At 67.2% G+C, this 17,542-nt stretch carries 17 protein-coding genes; 6 read left to right on the top strand and 11 right to left on the bottom strand.

The annotated features are described in order from the left end of the window. Window positions 1-2 precede the first annotated feature (2 nt). The 4 genes from hemA to ABZ942_RS35985 are packed head-to-tail and all read left to right on the top strand — an operon-like array spanning window position 3 to window position 5,227. On the top strand, window positions 3-1,265 hold the full coding sequence (gene hemA / locus ABZ942_RS36000; RefSeq protein ID WP_357390118.1) for a 5-aminolevulinate synthase: 1,263 nt from the start codon (window positions 3-5) through the stop codon (window positions 1,263-1,265). Next, window positions 1,262-2,497 (top strand): MFS transporter, encoded by a 1,236-nt coding sequence (locus ABZ942_RS35995; RefSeq protein ID WP_357390116.1) that lies wholly within the window; start codon window positions 1,262-1,264, stop codon window positions 2,495-2,497. Before hemA ends, ABZ942_RS35995 begins: the two co-directional genes overlap by 4 nt. Further along, entirely contained in the window at window positions 2,494-3,786 is a 1,293-nt protein-coding gene (locus tag ABZ942_RS35990) for an aminotransferase class III-fold pyridoxal phosphate-dependent enzyme (protein ID WP_357390114.1), read from the top strand. The genes ABZ942_RS35995 and ABZ942_RS35990 overlap by 4 nt, the downstream gene beginning before the upstream one ends. After that, on the top strand, window positions 3,779-5,227 hold the full coding sequence (locus tag ABZ942_RS35985) for an NAD-dependent succinate-semialdehyde dehydrogenase (RefSeq protein ID WP_357390112.1): 1,449 nt from the start codon (window positions 3,779-3,781) through the stop codon (window positions 5,225-5,227). The genes ABZ942_RS35990 and ABZ942_RS35985 overlap by 8 nt, the downstream gene beginning before the upstream one ends. Before the next feature lie 16 nt (window positions 5,228-5,243). On the opposite strand, the gene pcaC is transcribed toward ABZ942_RS35985, so the two are convergent. From pcaC to ABZ942_RS35935, 10 genes are read right to left on the bottom strand one after another with little or no spacing between them, the layout of a single operon-like run. Then, a complete protein-coding gene (gene pcaC, locus ABZ942_RS35980) occupies window positions 5,244-5,627 on the bottom strand; it encodes a 4-carboxymuconolactone decarboxylase (protein WP_357390110.1) in 384 nt (127 codons plus the stop codon). After that, the gene (gene pcaD / locus ABZ942_RS35975; RefSeq protein WP_357390108.1) at window positions 5,624-6,400 is read right to left on the bottom strand and encodes a 3-oxoadipate enol-lactonase; all 777 of its coding nucleotides are present in this window, start codon (window positions 6,398-6,400) and stop codon (window positions 5,624-5,626) included. The genes pcaC and pcaD overlap by 4 nt, the downstream gene beginning before the upstream one ends. Window positions 6,401-6,413: 13 nt before the next feature. Then, window positions 6,414-7,760 carry a 3-carboxy-cis,cis-muconate cycloisomerase gene (gene pcaB, locus ABZ942_RS35970; RefSeq protein WP_357390106.1) on the bottom strand — a complete coding sequence of 449 codons (1,347 nt, stop codon included), beginning with the start codon at window positions 7,758-7,760 and terminating at the stop codon, window positions 6,414-6,416. Further along, window positions 7,753-8,298, bottom strand: coding sequence for a protocatechuate 3,4-dioxygenase subunit alpha (pcaG, locus tag ABZ942_RS35965; RefSeq protein WP_357390104.1), 546 nt, complete (start codon window positions 8,296-8,298; stop codon window positions 7,753-7,755). The genes pcaB and pcaG overlap by 8 nt, the downstream gene beginning before the upstream one ends. Further along, on the bottom strand, window positions 8,288-9,016 hold the full coding sequence (pcaH, locus tag ABZ942_RS35960) for a protocatechuate 3,4-dioxygenase subunit beta (protein WP_357390102.1): 729 nt from the start codon (window positions 9,014-9,016) through the stop codon (window positions 8,288-8,290). Before pcaH ends, pcaG begins: the two co-directional genes overlap by 11 nt. Continuing rightward, the gene (locus ABZ942_RS35955; RefSeq protein WP_357390101.1) at window positions 9,013-10,194 is read right to left on the bottom strand and encodes a thiolase family protein; all 1,182 of its coding nucleotides are present in this window, start codon (window positions 10,192-10,194) and stop codon (window positions 9,013-9,015) included. The genes pcaH and ABZ942_RS35955 overlap by 4 nt, the downstream gene beginning before the upstream one ends. Then, window positions 10,191-10,937 carry a CoA-transferase subunit beta gene (locus tag ABZ942_RS35950; RefSeq protein WP_357390099.1) on the bottom strand — a complete coding sequence of 249 codons (747 nt, stop codon included), beginning with the start codon at window positions 10,935-10,937 and terminating at the stop codon, window positions 10,191-10,193. Before ABZ942_RS35950 ends, ABZ942_RS35955 begins: the two co-directional genes overlap by 4 nt. Beyond that, on the bottom strand, window positions 10,934-11,761 hold the full coding sequence (locus ABZ942_RS35945) for a CoA-transferase (protein WP_357390097.1): 828 nt from the start codon (window positions 11,759-11,761) through the stop codon (window positions 10,934-10,936). The genes ABZ942_RS35950 and ABZ942_RS35945 overlap by 4 nt, the downstream gene beginning before the upstream one ends. A 21-nt stretch (window positions 11,762-11,782) precedes the next feature. After that, a complete protein-coding gene (locus tag ABZ942_RS35940) occupies window positions 11,783-12,961 on the bottom strand; it encodes a 4-hydroxybenzoate 3-monooxygenase (protein ID WP_357390095.1) in 1,179 nt (392 codons plus the stop codon). Further along, window positions 12,958-14,190, bottom strand: coding sequence for an aromatic acid/H+ symport family MFS transporter (locus ABZ942_RS35935; RefSeq protein ID WP_357390093.1), 1,233 nt, complete (start codon window positions 14,188-14,190; stop codon window positions 12,958-12,960). The genes ABZ942_RS35940 and ABZ942_RS35935 overlap by 4 nt, the downstream gene beginning before the upstream one ends. 103 nt (window positions 14,191-14,293) lie before the next feature. On the opposite strand from ABZ942_RS35935, the gene ABZ942_RS35930 reads away from it, so the two are divergent. Then, window positions 14,294-15,196, top strand: coding sequence for a LysR family transcriptional regulator (locus ABZ942_RS35930; protein WP_357390091.1), 903 nt, complete (start codon window positions 14,294-14,296; stop codon window positions 15,194-15,196). Window positions 15,197-15,427: 231 nt separating this feature from the next. Next, window positions 15,428-16,381, top strand: coding sequence for an alpha/beta hydrolase (locus ABZ942_RS35925; protein ID WP_357390089.1), 954 nt, complete (start codon window positions 15,428-15,430; stop codon window positions 16,379-16,381). 12 nt (window positions 16,382-16,393) lie between these two features. Here the strand turns inward: ABZ942_RS35925 and ABZ942_RS35920 are convergent, their stop codons facing one another. Beyond that, on the bottom strand, window positions 16,394-17,446 hold the full coding sequence (locus ABZ942_RS35920; RefSeq protein ID WP_357390087.1) for an alpha/beta hydrolase: 1,053 nt from the start codon (window positions 17,444-17,446) through the stop codon (window positions 16,394-16,396). Between the last annotated feature and the right edge of the window lie 96 nt (window positions 17,447-17,542).

Raw genomic sequence — 17,542 nt, 5'->3', positions numbered from 1 at the left:
CCATGGCATTCGACTACACGGCCTTCTTCGAGAGACGAATCGACGACATCCGGGCTTCGGGCCAGTACCGAACATTCGTCGAAATCGAGCGCCTGGCGGGGCGATTCCCACACGCCGTACACCATCACCGGGACGGGCTGCGCGAGATCACGGTGTGGTGCAGCAACGATCACCTCGGCATGGGCCAGTTCCCCGCCGTGGTCGAGGCCATGCACCGGTCGGTGAATCGCTCGGGTGTCGCGGCAGGCGGCTCGCGCAACATCTCCGGCAACAACCACACCCACATCCTGCTCGAACGCGAAGTGGCACAGCTACATCGGAAGGAAGCCGGTCTGACGTTCATCACCGGCTACGCGGTCAACGACGCCGTGCTCGGCGTGCTCGGCAAGGAATTGCCCGGCGCCATCTTCTTCTCCGATGAACAGAACCACGCGTCGATGATCCTCGGCATGCGGGCCTCGCGCGCCGAGCGGCAGATCTTCCGGCACAACGATCCGGCCCATCTCGACGAGTTGCTCTCGGCCACCGATCCCGATCGCCCGAAAATCGTTGCCTTCGAATCGATCTACTCGATGGACGGCGATGTCGCACCGATGCCCGAATTGTGCGCCGTGGCAAAGAAACATGGCGCGCTGGTCTACGTAGACGAGGCGCACTCCGTCGGCATGTATGGTCCGGAAGGGTCCGGCATGGCCGCCCACATGGGGTGCGCGGATCAGGTCGATCTACTGATGGGCACCTTCGCCAAGGGCTACGGCACGCTCGGCGGCTACCTGACCGGGCCCGCGCCGATCCTCGATGCGGTGCGCAGCTTCGCGCCCGCCTTCATCTTCACCCTCGCCATGCCGCCCGCCCTCGCGGCCGCCGCGCTGGCCAGCGTGCGGCACCTGCGGGAATCGGACAACGAGCGCATCCTGCTGCACCACCGGGCGCGACTACTCCAGGACCTGCTCACCGATGCCGAAATCCCGTTGGTATCCACCGAAAGTCATATCGTTCCCGTTCTCGTAGGTGATCCGTACAAATGCAAAGAACTGGCCGACATCCTCCTCGAGGAATACCGCCAATACGCCCAGCCGATCAATTTCCCGTCCGTCGCGCGGGGCACCGAACGGCTTCGGATCAACCCTTCGCCGGTCCACAGTCCCGCGGCCGTGCACCGATTCGCCGAGATCATCGATACCGTCTGGTCGCGACTGAACCTGCCGCGTCGTCCGACACTCCCGATCGCCACGCACGCAGCGCTGGAGAAGGTTTCGGTATGAGTATCGAGACGCGGCCCAAGCCACCCCGGAGCCTGCAGCCGGTGGCGGAGGCTGAGTCCCCAACGCCGTGGGCTCAGCACATACTTCTCTACGCCGCGTTCTTCCTCATGGGCGCCGAAATGTATCTGGTGGCACCGATGCTGCCGGGTATCGCCCAGTCGTTGCACGCGTCGGTGGCCGCCTCGGCCACCATCGTCACCGCCTACGTGCTCGTCTACGCCATCGCCGGGCCGCCGTTCGGCATCCTCGCCGACCGGTACCCGCGCAGGTGGTCGATCCTGTTGGGCTCGCTCGTCTTCATGCTCGGAAACCTGGCGTGCGCGGCGTCGAGCTCGCTGGCGATGCTGATCGCGGGCCGCGGCATCACCGGTCTCGGCGCGGCGATCGCGGCGCCCGCGATCTGGGCCTATCTCGCCGAACGCACGCCGCAGCACAAGCGCGGCCGGGTGATCTCGCTCGGCGCGAGTGTCTACTCGCTCGGACAGGTGCTCGGGGTGCCGCTCGGCGCGGGCCTTGCCTCGCTGACCAGTTGGCGGTGGCCGTTCCTCGCCGTCGGTCTACTGATGATCGCGACGTCGGCGGTGCTGTACCTGCGGCTCGATCACATCCCGGCCACCGGGACCTCGCGCGGCTTCAAGGCGCTGCTGGCGCCGTGGGCACAACCGCGAATCAGCCTGGGACTCATCGCGACACTGTTACTGCAGGCGGGTCGTCTCGGCGCTTACACCTTCGTCGGAGTGATCTTCGCGCAGCGGTTCGGGTTCAGCCTCAACGCCCTCGGTCTCGTCGGGTTGCTCGTCGGAGCCGGATCGCTGATCGGCTCGCTGAGCACCGGGACCATCCTGGATCACCTGCACCGGCGCAAGGTGAGCGGCGTGTGGGTGTCGGTCATCGCGGCGGCGGCGTTCGCGCCTTGTGCCGCAGTGGCTTTGAGTACAGACAATATGATCCTGGCGCTGGTGGCGCTGACGCTGTGGTGCGTCTTCGGCGGGGCGTTCTACTCCAGCCAGCAAGCCTACCTGTCATCGGCCGATCCGACCCAGCGTGCGTCCGTCGTCGCCTGGAACAACTCGATGATGAACGCGGGCATCGCGATCGGCACCACGCTGCTCGGCACGCTCGCCGTCGGCGGCGCCGCCTTCGCCGGATTGACCGGCTTCCTCGGCATCGCGGCCGCCCTGGTCGCGGCCGCGCTGCTCGTGCTCATTCGAAAGGACCGTCAGCCAGCATGATTCCCGCTCCGACCACGGCGCCAAGCCGCACCGTCCTCCCCGTCGCCGCCTGGGCCCAGGGCCCCTACATCTACGACGCCGACGGAAACGACTATCTCGACGGGTCTTCCGGCGTGCTCAATGTGAACGTCGGACATGGGCACCCGAAAGTCCTGCAGGCCATCGAAGCTCAGCTCGGGCAGCTGACGTTCGTACACCGCACGCAATTCCGGAACGACCCGGCGCTGCGCCTCACCGAACGGCTGCTGGCGATCGCACCCGCAACGACCGCAACGGTCGAATACAGCAACTCCGGGTCCGAAGCCAACGAATGCGCGCTGCGGCTGGCTTTCGCCTACCAGCACCGGCGTGGCAAGCCGCAGCGCACCGTGGTGCTGTCCGAAGAGCCCAGCTACCACGGGATGACAGCGGGGGCACTGTCCATCACCGGCAGCCCCAACAAGCGCGATCCTTCGGTGGAACCACTGCTGGGGCAGCCGAGCGGGAACCGAGTTCTGGTGCGGCCCAAGCCCGGTCGGCGACGGGCCACCCACGAAGAGTGGGCGCAGGCGCTGCTCGGCGTCGGTCCGTCCAAGGTGGCCGCGATCGTCATCGAACCGCTCGGCGGCGCCTCCTCGGGTGCCGCACCGATCGACATCGCCACGATGCAGTGGCTGCGGCGAGAGACCAGGAACAACGGGATCGTGCTGATCGCCGACGAAGTGATGTCCGGCTTCGGGCGCACCGGAAAGTGGTGGGCCTGTGACCATTCCAGCATCGCGCCCGACATCCTGACGTCGGGAAAGGGCGTCACCGGCGGCTACACCAGCCTCGCGGTCACCTTTGTCGCCGACACGATCACCGCCGCCATCGCGGAGCCGCTCGGGCCGATTGCACTGGGGCACACCATGTCCGCGAATCCGCTCGCCTGCGCCGCCGCGAATGCGGTGCTGAGTGTCATCGAGGACGAGGGGTTGTTGAGCAATGCCGCCCAGACAGGTGGGCTGCTCGCGGAGACACTGACGACCCTGTGCGGTCGCTATCCGACGCTGCTGTCCGATCAATCGGGTATCGGGCTGATGCGAGCGTTGCACATCAACGCCGACCAGCCTGCGGACACCAACAAGCGAATCATCGCCGCCGCCAAAATAAATGGGCTCGTGCTGTGCACGGCCGGTATCGGCAAGGCGACCAATTCGGTGCTGGTTGCGCCGCCGCTGAACAGCACGCTGGAGCTCATCGACGAGCTCGCCGAGCGACTCGACAAGGCATTGGCCGCGGTCGCCGGGATCGGAGCCGACAATGCGTGAGGTCGCCGAACTACTCACCACCCTGCCCACCGATCTGTGGATCGGCGGCAAGCAGGTACCGGCGGCCCGCACTTTCCCGGTGGACAACCCGGCAACGGGCGAGATCCTGATCGAGGTTGCCGACGCGTCGGCTGCCGACGGCGCCAACGCGCTCGACGCCGCGGCCGGGGCGCAGGCCGCCTGGGCCACCACACCATCCCGTGATCGCGCCGAAATCCTGCGCCGCGCTTGGGAACTGGTGATCGCGCGACGCGACGACTTCGCACTGTTGATGACGCTGGAAATGGGCAAGCCGCTGGCCGAGAGCTACGGCGAAGTCAGCTACGGCGCGGAGTTCCTGCGCTGGTTCGCCGAGGAGGCGGTCCGCGTGCACGGCCGCTATACGCACGCACCGTCGGGCAGCGGCCGCATCATCGTCACGAAACAGCCGGTCGGCCCGACGCTGGCCATCACGCCATGGAACTTTCCGCTCGCGATGGGCACCCGCAAGATCGCCCCCGCCCTCGCGGCAGGCTGCACCATGGTGGTCAAGCCCGCCGCCGAGACGCCGCTGACCATGCTGCTGCTCGGCCAGGTCTTCGCCGACGCCGGATTGCCGCCCGGTGTGCTGTCGATCCTGCCGACCGCCGACGCCGCACCGCTCACCAACCCGATGTTCACCGACGACCGGCTCCGCAAAATCACCTTCACCGGTTCCACCGCCGTCGGCAAAATCCTTCTCGCACAATCGGCTACCCGCGTGCTGCGCGCCTCGATGGAGCTCGGCGGCAACGCCCCGTTCGTTGTATTCGCCGACGCCGACATCGATGCCGCAGTCGACGGCGCGATGGCCGCCAAGATGCGCAACACCGGTGAGGCCTGCACCGCGGCGAACCGGTTCCACGTCGACAATGCCGTCCGCGCGGAGTTCACCACCAAACTGACCGACCGCATGCGCGCGCTGACGATCGGCCCAGGCTACCTCGACGGAGTTCAGGTCGGCCCGCTGATCAGCGAGAAGCAACGCCGCACAGTCACCGAATTGGTCAGGGACGCAACAGATAAGGGCGCAAGCGTCATGACAGGCGGCGCGAGCATCGCGGGCGAAGGCTATTTCTACGAGCCGACCGTCTTGGCGGAAGTCCCCGCCGACGCCCGCATCCTGCGCGAGGAGGTATTCGGCCCGGTAGCCGCCATCACCGGCTTCGACGGCGAGACGGAGGGGATCATCGCCGCCAACAACACCGAATTCGGCTTGGCCGCTTACCTTTACACCAAGGATCTAGACCGCGCCTTACGCGTGGCCGAGTCCCTCGAATCCGGCATGGTCGGCATCAACCGAGGCATCATCTCCGACGTCGCCGCCCCCTTCGGCGGTGTCAAGGAATCCGGCCTCGGCCGCGAAGCAGGCACCGAAGGCATCGAGGAATACCTCGAAACCAAGTACATCGCCCTGCCGTAGCCCGCGCGATCCGTGGCTACCGGTCCGGGTCCTCGAGTTCGTCGAGGACCTTCTGGCCGATGGCGAAGGCGGCGTTGGCGGCGGGGACGCCGGCGTAGGCGCCGGTGTGCAGGAGGATCTCGGCGATTTCGGCGCGGGTGACGCCGTTGCCGAGGGCGGCGCGGACGTGCATCGCTATTTCCTCGTGGCGGCCGAGGGCGGTGAGGATCGCGAGGGTGATGCAGCTTCGGGTGCGGCGGTCCAGGCCGGGGCGGGTCCAGATGCCGCCCCAGACCGACTCGGTGATGTACTCCTGGAACGGGCGGGTGAAGTCGGTGGTGTTGGCCTCGGCGCGGTCGACGTGGGCGTCGCCGAGGACCTCGCGGCGCACCTGGGCACCCTGTTGCGCGCGCTCGTTCACGGATTCTCCTTCAGGTGGCCGAGGATCAGGTCGTTGACAGTGTCGGGCAGTTCGGCGTTGGCGAGATGTGCTGCTGGACTGATTGTTTCGAAGCGCGTCCGTGGGATCGCGTCGGCTATCCGCTGCCCGTGGGGTGGCGGGGTCGCCGGGTCGTCCACGCCCGAGATGATCAGTGTCGGTGCGCTGACTGTCGATAGGCGGGCGGCGATGTCCATCGTCTCGATCGCCACGCAGCATGAGGCATATCCCTCGGCGGGGGTGGCGGCGACCATGTCCTCGTAGTCGCGGGTCCGCTCGGGGTGCGCGGCGCGCCACTGCGGAGTGAACCAGCGCTGCACGACTGCGACCGCAACAGCCTGAGTTCCCTCAGCTCGAACGAGCGCGGCTCGATCGGCCCAGCCGCTGGGCGGGCCCAGTTCGGCCGAGGTGCAAGCGAGCGTCAGGGTGTGCAGGCGGTGTGGCGCGTGCTCGGCGACCCACATGCCGACCATGCCACCGAGGGACAGGCCGACGAAATGGGATCGGCGGATATCCAGGCGGTCGAGCAGCGCGAGCGCATCCGAGCCGAGATCGGCCAATGAGTAGGGGCCGGGCGGCACCGGGGAACGTCCGTGGCCACGGTGGTCGTAGCGCACGACCCGGTAGCCCGCTGCGGCCAGCACGGCGACCTGCGGCTCCCACATGCGCAGGTCGCTGCCCAGTGAGCCGCTGAGTACGACGGGAAGGCCCTCTGGTGGACCGTCGATGACATAGTCGACTTCAACTGCGGTCACAGCTGCCCCTCGCTCATAGTCGCGACTGCCAATCGCCCAGTGCACGGCGGATGAACTCGTCCGCCGATCCTAGATAGCCGGACGGCTCCAGCAGTTCGCTGATTCGATTGCGGTCCAAGAACTTTCCGATCACGACATCAGCCGCAAGCACATCAGCGAGGTCGTCCGCTCCGGCCTGGCGGCAGCAGGCTGCGACCAGGTCGCCTGCTTCTTGCCTGCCCACCGCGCCGTGCGACACCGACATCAGCTCGATGGCGACCTGCTCGGCCAATAGTTGTCCGCCGGTGCTGTCGAGGTTGGCGCGCATGCGCTCTGGATCGACATGGAGGCGATCCAGGCACACCCGAAGCCAGTGCACCGCGGACCCCGTGCTGCGCAACAATTCGACCAGTGGCCGCCACTCGGCATGCCACGATCCGGCGGCCCGTTGATGTTCGTGCACTGCGGCGGCCAGCAGGGTGGCGACCAGCCCGGGAGCCTGGGCCGCCGACCCGGCGGCGAGGACCGCGGCGACGGGGTTTCGCTTGTGCGGCATGGTCGATGAGCCACCACTGCCAGGTGGGCCCTGCTCGGACACCTCGGCGATCTCGGTCTGCGCGAGCAGGGTGATGTCGCGGGCGATCTTCGCGACCGCGCCGCAGGTCTGTCCGAGCACCCCGGCGATTTCGCCGATCCGGCTGCGCTCGGTGTGCCACGGCAGCACCGGTTCGGCGAGTTCGAGGCGGCGGGCGAGCTCACGCATGACCGGAATACCGTTGCCGCGCAACGACGCCAAGGTTCCGACCGCACCGCCGAACTGCACGGCGAGCCGCTCCGCACGAATCACGTCGATGCGGTCCAGCGCCGCGACGAGGCCCCCGAGCCACCCGGCGGCGGTAAGCCCGAAGGTCACCGGCGGTGCCTGCTGGAGCAGGCTCCGACCGGCCATCACCGTGCCCGCGTGCTCCTCGGCCAACTGCGCGAGCCGCACCGCGCAGGCGTGCACGTCGACGCGTAGTGCGGCCAGCGCCCATGCGGTCACGAGCATCGCGGCGGTATCGATGACGTCCTGGCTCGTCGCGCCCAGATGCACATATCCGGCGGCCTCCGGTGCGACCCGCCCGGTCAGTTCGCGCACCAGCGGGCCCGCCGGATTGCCGATCCGCACCGCATCGGCGCTCAGCGCGGCAATGTCGTAATCCTCAGCACAGCAGCCTCTTTCGATTTCCTGCGCCGCCGCTTCCGGAATCACTCCGGCCGCGGCGCAGGCCTGTGCGAGCGCCGCCTCGAAGTCGAGCATCGACTGCACCCAGGCCCGATCGCCGACCAGCTCGGCGACGGGTCCCGCCGCGAGCACGCCGTCGAACAGTCCGTCAGACATCGAAGAACACCGTCTCGCCGTCGCCCTGCAGGTGCACGTCGAAGAGGTATCCGTCACCTTCGCGCACCGCGATCAACGTGTCGCGGCGCTCCGGCGGCACCGTCGCCAACACCGGGTCGGCCGAGTGCCGGTCGGCATGCTCCGGAAAGTAGACCCGGGTGACCACCCGATGCAGCAGTCCGCGGGAGAACACCGACATATCGAGGTGCGGGGCCTGCCGCCCGCCGGCGCCGTCACACACCGGGCCGGGGACGACGGTGTACACCGCGAACTGCCCGAGGCGGGTGTCGCTGCGCGCGAAACCCATTCGTTCGCTGAGGATCTCGTCATCGCCCACCAGTCCGGCGAGGTCGGCCTGCCAGGTCTCGACCATGGCGTCATCGATGGCCGTGCCCGCACCGTCGAACACCCGGCCGGTGATCCACACCGCGCCCGGCGTCCCCAACGGCACCGCGAACACACTGTCGTCCTCGATCAGCCCGATGTGCAGGAACGGGCCGACGGTCTGGGACGGGGTGCTGCGCAAGCTAATCATCATCGTCTTCCTCGTGTTCGAACGGTGTGGCGTCGCGCCCGCGCAGCACGATGTCGAACTCGAAAGCCAACGCGTGCGCGGGCTCGGTGCGGTCGTAATCGAAACGGCTGACCAGTAATTCGCGGGCGTGCTCGGGTACCGAGTTGTAGACCGGATCCTGGAAGAACAGCGGATCGTCCGGGAAGTACATCTGCGTCACCAGCCGCTGCGCGAACGCCTGCCCGAACAACGAGAAGTGAATGTGCGCAGGCCGCCACGCGTTGTGGTGGTTGCGCCATGGGTAAGCACCGGGCTTGATGGTGGTGAACTCGTAGCGCCCGGCATCGTCGGTGTAGGTGCGCCCGGCACCGTCGAAGTTGGGATCCAGCGCGGAGTTCCAGCGATCGCGGTCGTGCCGATAGCGACCGCCCGCGTTGGCCTGCCAGATCTCGACCAGCGAGCGCGGGATCGGCTTGCCGTCGCCGTCGAGCAGCCGGCCGTGCACGATGATGCGCTGACCGATCGGCTCGCCCGCATGCTGCGCGGTCAGGTCATTGTCCTTGGGCCCCAACCGATCCGAACCGAACACCGGACCGGTGAGCTCGGTCAGCCGCTGCGGCAGCAGGATCAGCGATTCCCGCGGATGACGCAGCACGGTGGAGGTGTAGTCGGGATAGTCCAGCGGCGGGTGAATGTCGTCGGGGTCGTGACGAAAGCCTGCCGGGTGCGGCCGAGTCTTCATGATGTTGCCTCCAGGACGACGGCGAGGCCTTGACCCACACCGATGCACAATGCGGCAAGTCCCCATCGACTGCCGCGGCGCCGCATTTCGCGGGCCAGCTGGTTGACGATCCGGCCGCCGGACGCACCGAGCGGATGGCCGAGCGCGAGTGCGCCGCCATTGACATTGACGAGCTCCGGGTCCAGGTCGGGCCACCCGGCCAGGCAGGCCAGCGATTGCGCGGCGAACGCCTCGTTCAGCTCGACCACGCCGATATCGCCCCAGCCGATTCCGGCTCGGCGCAACGCATTTCGCGCGGCGTGTACCGGACCGATGCCGAACTCATCGGGGTCGACGCCTGCCGCACCGCGTCCGGCGATCCGGGCAAGCGGCGCTCGGCCGATCCGCTCGGCGAGCGTCTCGTCGCCGAGTAGCAGCGCACACGCCCCGTCGCTCAACGGCGAGGCATTGCCCGCGGTGACGGTCCCCGTCGGGCGGAACGACGGTCGCAGTCGCGTCAGCTTTTCCACGGTGGTGTCCGGGCGCATCGGTTCGTCGCGAGCGAGGTCGGTATCCGGGACGACAACGACATGGTCGTCGTAAAACCCGTTGTCCCAAGCCTTTGCGGCAAGTTGGTGACTGCGCGTGGCGAACTCGTCCTGCGCCGTGCGATCGATGCCGAAGCGGTCGGCGAGCAGCTCGGTGCTCTCGCCCAGCGTCACCGTCCACTGATCGGGCATCGCCGGGTTGACCATCCGCCAGCCGAGCGTGGTCGAATGCAGGGTCGCATCGCCCGCGGGAAATCCCTTGGGCGGCTTGGGCATCACCCAGGGGGCACGGCTCATCGATTCGACTCCGCCCGCCACCACGGTCGCGGCGTCGCCGGTCTCGATGGAGCGCGAGGCGTGCAGCACCGCATCCAGACTCGACCCGCACAACCGGTTCACGGTAGCGCCGGGCACCGACGTCGGCCAGCCCGCGAGCAGCGCGGCCATCCGCGCGACATTGCGGTTGTCCTCGCCCGCCTGGTTGGCGGCGCCGAACAGCACGTCATCGACCGTCGCCGGGTCCAGCCCGGTGCGTTCGGCCAGCGCACGCAGCACGTGCGCGCCGAGGTCGTCGGGCCGGACGCCGGCGAGCGCTCCGCCGTAGCGGCCGAAGGGCGTTCGCACTCCGTCGTAGAGAAACGCGCCGCTCATGACGCCGCCTGCAACGTGTGCAGGGCCGCGAGTTCGGCGCTGGTCGGCGGGTCAGTGACCGCCAGGTCAGCGGCGACTTTCAGCTCCCAGCCGGTCGCCGCGCGCACCTGCTCGACTGTCACGCCCGGATGTACCGCAGTCAGCACCAGCTCGCCGTTGTCGTCGGGCCGCATGATGCCCAGGTCAGTGATGACCTGAGTCGGCCCCGCCCCGCGCAACCCGAGCCGCGCGCGCTCGCCACCACCACGCCCGTGCCCGAACGAGGTGACGAAATCGACTCGCTCGACAAAGGATTGGCGAGATTGCCGGACGACGACGAACACCTCACCACAGGACGCCGCGATCTCCGGCGCACCACCCGCCCCGGGCAACCGCACCTTGGGACTGCGATAGTCACCGATGACAGTGGTGTTGATGTTCCCGAACTTGTCCAGCTGTGCGGCGCCGAGGAACCCGATATCGATCCGCCCCGGCTGCAGCCAATAGTTGAACACCTCCGGCACACTGATCACCGCATCGGCGGTCTCCGCGAGAATGCCGTCACCGATCGAGGCGGGCAGCCGGCCCGGCTTGGACCCCAGCGTGCCGGACTCGTAGATGAGCACCAGCTCCGGCGCGTGCGTAGTCCGCGCCAAATTCGCTGCCGTAGAAGGCAACCCGATGCCCACGAAGCACCGCTTACCGCCGCTCAACGCCCGCGCCGCCGCGACGGTCATCGTCTCGTCAGAAGTCGACCGGCTCATGCCACACTCCCGGCAATATCGGCGTACACGTGCTCCTGGAGCCACTCGGTGAATCGCGCTCGATCACGACTGATCGGGTCCCAGGCCGCGTAATAGGCGTTGTCCCGTTCGGAATACCCATGGGCGTACGAAGGATTCGCGCCACCGGGCACCTCGGCGACCGCGGTCACCGCCCAGGCGGGCAATACGATCGCGCCGGGCACGGGCGTGAGCTCGTCGACGATCTCCTCGACGGTGACCAGGCTGCGCCGCGCGGCGAGCACGGCCTCCTTCTGCACGCCGAGCAGACCCCACAGCTGCACATTCCCGGCCCGGTCCGCGCGCTGCGCGTGAATCACCGTGACGTCCGGATTGATCGCGGGCACCGCGGTCAGCTGCTCCCCGGTGAACGGGCAGGTGATCGGCTTGATGGTCTCGGTGACCGTCGGCAGATCCGTGCCGACATAGCCCCGCAGCACCGCGAACGGCAGCCCGGAGGCACCCGCGACATACCGGTTGGCCATGCCCGCGTGACTGTGTTCTTCGATCTCCAGCGCCCTCGGCCAGGCGTGCTCGACCGCGTCCCGAAACCGGTGCAGCGAACCGACACCCGGGTTGCCGCCCCAGGAGAACACCAGCTTGGCCGCGCACCCGGCGCCGATCAGCTGGTCGTACACGATGTCCGGGGTCATCCGGACCAGGGTCAGCTCGCGCCTGCGCTGCCGGATGATCTCCTGTCCGGCCGCGACCGGGATCAGGTGCGTGAAACCCTCCAGCGCGACGATGTCACCGTCGTGTACGAGCTCTGCCACCGCGTCCGCCAAGGACGAAATCCTGGCCACCATCACTCCTTACCTTCGTAGCGTCTATTTCTGCTGCCAACCGGTGTACGCCTCAGCGAAATACGCTGCGCCATACCGTGATCCGGTTACCATCGACAATTCACCGCGCTGTCTTTGCGCATCGAAGGGCGACGCGTCGCCGACCGCGTGCAGCATGGTGGTCGCCCAGTAGGAGAAGTGCTGGGCCCGCCAGACCCGGTCCAGGGCTCGCTCGGTGTACCGGTCGAGTACGTCCGCGTCACCGATGCGGTAGAAGTCGGCGATCACCTCCGCCAGCACCGCCACGTCGGCGAGCGCGAGGTTCAGGCCCTTCGCACCGGTCGGCGGGACAGTATGCGCGGCGTCGCCCGCGAGCAGCAGTTTGTCGTGCCGCATCGGCGCGGTGACGAAGGAGCGGAACGGCAGCACCGTTTTCGCGCTGATCGGCCCCTCCTGGAGTTCGAAGCCGTTGCCGTTCACCCGTCTTCGCATCTCGGTCCAGATGCGGTCGTCGTCCCATTCTTCCGGGCGCTCGTCGGGGTCGCACTGGAAGTACATCCGCTGCATCGTCGGCGTGCGCTGGCTGATCAGCGCGAAGCCGTAATCCGAACGGGTGTATATCAATTCGTCGTGCGAGGGCGGCGCCTCGGTCAGGAAGCCGAACCAGGCGAACGGATATTCGCGGAACCATTCCTCGCGGGTGCCGTCGGGGAACGCGTGGCGGCAGATCGATCGGGAGCCGTCCGCGCCGACGAGCAGGTCGGCCTCGACGCGCACCTTGTCGCCGTCGGGTTCGGCGAACGTCATCGTCGGGCGAGGACCGGAGACGTCCACGACGGTATCGGTGATGCCGTAGCGCACGTCTCCCCCGTCGACCGTGCGCCGCACGGACAGGTCCATGAACACCTCGGTCTGCGGGTACAGCCACACCGATTCGCCGACCAGTTCCTGGAAGTCGATCCGATGGTTCTCCCCGTCGTAGCGCAACACGACACCGTCGTGCCGCTGCCCATCGGTGAGCACGCGATCGGACACGCCCGAATCCACCAGTAGCCGAACCGATCCCGCCTCGAGGATGCCGGCCCGGATGGTGCCCGCGATCTGCTCGTACCCGCGATGGTCGATGACGATGGATTGAATGCCCGCACGGTGCAACAGATGCGAGAGCAGCAGACCGGCCGGGCCGGCGCCGACGATCGCTACCTGGGTACGGGTGGTCTTCATGCCGCGTTCGCTCCTCGGTCGGCCGACAGGGTGGACTCGACCGGAGCGAGTCCGTCGACGGTGGTGCGCGGCACCGCGGCCATGGCGAGCAACCCGATGCCCGCGACCGCGGCGAAAAGATAAAAGCCCCACGGGTTCGCGGACCCGACGACGATGAGCCAGCCGGTGATCGTCGGACCGAAGATCGCACCGAGCCGTCCGACGCCTGCGGCGAACCCCATTGCGGTGGCGCGGATTTCGGCGGGGTACGCCTGGGTCACGTAGGCGTAGATGAGCACCTGAGCGGAGAAGACGAAGATGCCCGTGACCAGCACCAGCGCGTTGAGCAGCACGGCGCTCGAAATCTTGACGCTGAGCAGCGCGAGGAAGACCGCCGCCGCGCCGAACCACACCAGCACGGTCGGCTTGATGCCGCGCCGATCGGCGAGCGTTCCCGCCGTGAGCAGGCCGATGACGGCCCCGATGTTCAACATCAGCAGCACTGTCAGCGAGGTGGACATGTTGTATCCGGCGTCGCGCATCAGCTTCGGCAGCCAGGTGTTCAGGCCGTAGACGAGCAGCAGGCCCATGAACGAGCCGACCCAAACCCCAAGCGTCGCACGCAGATACACCGGCTGCAGCAACACGGTCGGCCGCACTCGGGTCGGTGCGTCCTTGGCGGCGAGATAGGCCTCGGACTCGGGCAGCTTCGCCCAGATCACCGGCAGCAGCAGTAGCCCGGCCACCCCACCTGCGTAGAAGAGCGGCTGCCAATGCGGGATGACGCGCAGTGCGACCAACGCGGTGAGAACCGCACCGGTGTGATAGCCGGTCATCGTGATCGTGCTCGCGAAGGCCCGGCGCGCCGGCGGCATGAACTCGGCCATCAGGGTCAGCGCGGTCGGCAGGCACGCGCCGAGCCCGAGCCCGGCGATCAGGCGGAACGCGGCGAAGACGGTCACCGATCCGGCCAGTGGCACGGCGGCGGTGAACAGTGAGAAGAGGGCGATCGAGCAGAGCAGCATCCGGCGGCGGCCATAGCGATCGGCAATGGGTCCCGACGCCGTCGCGCCGATGGCGACGCCGACCAGCGAGATAGTCGCGGCGAACGTTGCGCTGGCGGCGGTGAATCCGATGTGGTGCTGGTCGATGAGGGTGGGGATGACGGCGCCGAGAACGACGAGGTCGTAGCCCTCCAGCAGGACGGTCAGCCAGCACAGCGCGGCGGACCAGGACAACAACTTCTGCATGGGGAGTTCGTTTCTGCCAGAGCGATCGTGATTGCCATCACGCTACGATCGGCAACATCAGAAATCCAATAGATGTTTTTTCGAATCTATATAGAGGAGATCTATGGGCGCGGAATTCGATCTCAACCTCATCCGGACCTTCGTCCTGCTCTACGAGACGCGGAGCGTGACGGCCGCGGCCGACGTACTCGGCGTCACCCAGCCCACCGTCAGCTACGGGTTGGGCAAGCTGCGCAGGCGGCTCGGCGACGAGCTGTTCGTGCGCGGTCCGGGCGGCCTGGTGCCCAGCTCGGAGGCCGAGCGGCTCTATCCGCCGCTGCGCACCGCCATCGAGCAGCTCGATGTGACCATCGGCGCCGCAACACAATTCGACCCGTCCGGGCCGATCAGCTTCTCCATCGGCCTCACCGACCTCGGCGAGGTGAACTCACTGCCGCTGGTGCACACCGAACTCGCGGCCCGCGCGCCCGAAGCGACGTTGCAGGTGCACGCGTTCGACATCGACACCGCCGAAGATCAACTCACCCGCGGCAGAGTCGACGCGATCGTGGCCAGCCCGGTGCTGGATTCGGTGCGGCTCAGCCGGGTGCCGCTGTTCACCGAGGGCTATGCCGGGATGGTCTCGACCGACCATCCGCGGCTGCACGGTGCCGCCGCGACCGACGCCGAACTCCGAGGTGAACGGCATATCGTCGTCGAGGGCACCACCGGTCATCCCGCACCACGGGACGCCCTGCGCGTACACGGGCTGGAAGGACACATCGCGGTCCGCGTCACTCGCTTCGCCACGCTGCCGTATGTCGTGCAGGACACCGAACTCGTCGCCATCGTGCCGAACCGGATCGCTCGCGCCATGGCCGGGATGCATCGGGTCCGGACCTTCGCGCTGCCGTGGCCCATCGAGCCTGCCGAGATCGCCGCGTATACGCGCAGGCCGCCGGGGCGTAGCGCCGCGCAGGCGTGGTTCCTGGATGTGATTCGCACCGCATTGCAAGACTTACCGTGAATCAAAGGGGGAGCCACCGCAGCTGGGGATCGTCGATACCAGCCGATTGTTTCGCCGGGCTTGACGACGCACGAGGCGTACGCCATCATCCGTGTCACCCAATAGCTCTCGCGAGGCGCTACCGCTAATCCCGGTTGGGCAAACCCTCCGTTGTTCATTCCTGCCACCATTGATCGCGGCCGTCCGAGTACCGGGCGCGAATTCAGCCTGCCTTCGACAGAAGAGTTCGACATGATGATCCACCGCAGGTTCCTCCCCCGATTCGCGGCAATTCTGTTGCTGGCTGCGGCCAGCTCGCTCGGCGTCACGGTCGCGACGGTGCACGCAGCGCCACCGACCGGATATCTACCGGCCATTCCCTATACCGAAGCGGCGGGAACTCCCCAGTTACTCGATCTCTATCTACCGAGTGCGCACCCCGGTGGTCCCGCGCCGCTGGTGATCTATTTCCATGGCGGCGGATTCATTTCCGGCAATCGGGCCAATTCGGGCTTCCCACTGCCTTGGGGATCGGTCGCAGACATCGCCCACGCGCTCAACCAGCGCGGCTATGCCATGGCCAGCGTCGACTATCGCCTTAGCCCGCAAAGCCAATGGCCCGCTCCGGTTTTCGATGTCAAAGCCGCGGTGCGCTGGCTCCGCGCGCACGCTGACACCTACGGCTTCGATGCCACCCGATTCGCCGCATGGGGAGATTCAGCGGGCGGCTATATGGCCAACATATTGGGCACCACCGGCGATGTCCCCGAACTCGAAGGCGACGGCGGCAACCCCGAGTATTCCAGCCGCGTTCAGGCAGTAGCGGATTGGTTCGGACCGGCCGATTTCACGACAATGAACAGTCAGGCCCTGCCCGGCGGTCTGCCGCACGACGAAGGCTCACCCGAGCACCAATATCTGGGTTGCGCACCGTCGCGGTGCCCGGAGCGGGCCCGCGCGGCCAGCCCCATCAACTACGTCAGCAGCGACGACCCGCCATTTCTGTTGCAGCACGGCGTTCTTGATCACCTGGTACCGTTCGAGCAGAGCGTTCAGTTGAGCACTGCTTTGCGCAATGTCGGAGTACGCACCCAGTTCTTCGGCTATCAGTCCACCGATCACGAATTCGTCGGTGCCGTCGATCCTCGGATGATCAGGCAGCAATTCTTCGAATTCCTCGACCTCACGCTGGGCCACCGCGGTTGAATCCGAACCAGGTCAGCGTGATTCGTGGTCGCGTAGCCAGCGCCCGAGGTCGACGAGCGGTTCCGGCCGAATCGGGCCGATCGGGTCGTGCTGCAGATCGGCTGCCGCACTGAGGGAATGGCCGGATCCGGGATACGTGCGCAGGGTGTGATCACGACTTCCGTTGGCCGCCAATGCCCGATCGAGTCGGCGGGCGGCGTCTACTGACACGTTGCTGTCGTTCTCGCCGTGCAAGGTGAGGATGGGAAGGTCGCGGAGCACGGCGGCCTGCGCGGTGACATCGGGTAGCGCGGAGGGTGCACCGTAGAGACGGAAGAGGCCACCCGCCAATTGCTCGTCAACGAACTTCACTGCGGCAGTAGGTAGTTCGTTGTCAAGATCGATCCTGCCGTTGCCGTCGGGGTCGAAAGTCGGGTTGATGGTGGTGCGCGCCGAACTGACGTCGTCGCCGAGCACGCCGACGAGTTCGTGCGCCACCACGCCGCCGTCGCCGTGCCGTGCTCGACTCAGTTCCGCGGCGCCTACCGACCCGTCGACCGCGAAGTTCCGAAGATAAGGCCGCACAACACGTTCCCACTGTGCGATCAAACCCTCCCGCCAAGGGATACCGACCACTCCCTGCAGGATGATCCCGCGCAGGTTCGGCATTCCGTTCGCGGCCGCGGCGACAACGGTCGTACCTTCGCTCCAGCCATAGAGATACACCCGTCGGGGATCGATCCTCGGGTCGTTCGCCACCGCATTCACGGCACTGTGCACGTCATCGACCAGCTGCGGCATCGTGAGTTCGGCGCCGAACCGTGGATCGATGTCGCCGAGTCCGTTGACGTAATGCTTGTTGTAGCGCAGCGCGGCGAATCCTTGATCCGCGAGCGAGCGGGCGACGTCGGCGAACAGATGGCCGCGCGAAGTCGCCCCGTCGCTCGCGTCGTCGGCGTCGAGATTCTCCGGACCCGACCCACCGACGAGCACGACGAGCGGCGCGGGTCGGTCACCGGGCGGGAAGGTCAGCTCCGCCTTCGAGACGAAGTCGCCGAACGAAATCGTCCTCGCGGCAGACGTCATTGGAACGTCCGATTCGGCGGTACCTGAACAAGCCGTCGTGACGGCAGCAAGGAGACCGAGCGAGACCGCGAGCATTCGATGTGAGCGCATAAGGCG

Source organism: Nocardia sp. NPDC046473, from assembly GCF_040645995.1.
In the GTDB taxonomy this organism is placed as follows: Bacteria; Actinomycetota; Actinomycetes; order Mycobacteriales; family Mycobacteriaceae; genus Nocardia.
Note: the sequence above shows the minus strand (reverse complement) of the source record. Positions and strands in the feature narration are given on the sequence as shown.

Coding starts and splice junctions, on each gene's coding strand:
- pcaB (WP_357390106.1), bottom strand. CDS start 7,760: ATGTCTGACGGACTGTTCGACGGCGTGCTCGCGGCGGGACCCGTCGCC.
- ABZ942_RS35945 (WP_357390097.1), bottom strand. CDS start 11,761: ATGGTGGCCAGGATTTCGTCCTTGGCGGACGCGGTGGCAGAGCTCGTA.
- ABZ942_RS35925 (WP_357390089.1), top strand. CDS start 15,428: ATGATGATCCACCGCAGGTTCCTCCCCCGATTCGCGGCAATTCTGTTG.
- hemA (WP_357390118.1), top strand. CDS start 3: ATGGCATTCGACTACACGGCCTTCTTCGAGAGACGAATCGACGACATC.
- ABZ942_RS35930 (WP_357390091.1), top strand. CDS start 14,294: ATGGGCGCGGAATTCGATCTCAACCTCATCCGGACCTTCGTCCTGCTC.
- ABZ942_RS35920 (WP_357390087.1), bottom strand. CDS start 17,446: ATGACGTCTGCCGCGAGGACGATTTCGTTCGGCGACTTCGTCTCGAAG.
- ABZ942_RS35950 (WP_357390099.1), bottom strand. CDS start 10,937: ATGAGCCGGTCGACTTCTGACGAGACGATGACCGTCGCGGCGGCGCGG.
- ABZ942_RS35935 (WP_357390093.1), bottom strand. CDS start 14,190: ATGCAGAAGTTGTTGTCCTGGTCCGCCGCGCTGTGCTGGCTGACCGTC.
- ABZ942_RS35985 (WP_357390112.1), top strand. CDS start 3,779: ATGCGTGAGGTCGCCGAACTACTCACCACCCTGCCCACCGATCTGTGG.
- ABZ942_RS35955 (WP_357390101.1), bottom strand. CDS start 10,194: ATGAGCGGCGCGTTTCTCTACGACGGAGTGCGAACGCCCTTCGGCCGC.
- ABZ942_RS35995 (WP_357390116.1), top strand. CDS start 1,262: ATGAGTATCGAGACGCGGCCCAAGCCACCCCGGAGCCTGCAGCCGGTG.
- pcaH (WP_357390102.1), bottom strand. CDS start 9,016: ATGAAGACTCGGCCGCACCCGGCAGGCTTTCGTCACGACCCCGACGAC.
- pcaG (WP_357390104.1), bottom strand. CDS start 8,298: ATGATGATTAGCTTGCGCAGCACCCCGTCCCAGACCGTCGGCCCGTTC.
- ABZ942_RS35940 (WP_357390095.1), bottom strand. CDS start 12,961: ATGAAGACCACCCGTACCCAGGTAGCGATCGTCGGCGCCGGCCCGGCC.
- ABZ942_RS35990 (WP_357390114.1), top strand. CDS start 2,494: ATGATTCCCGCTCCGACCACGGCGCCAAGCCGCACCGTCCTCCCCGTC.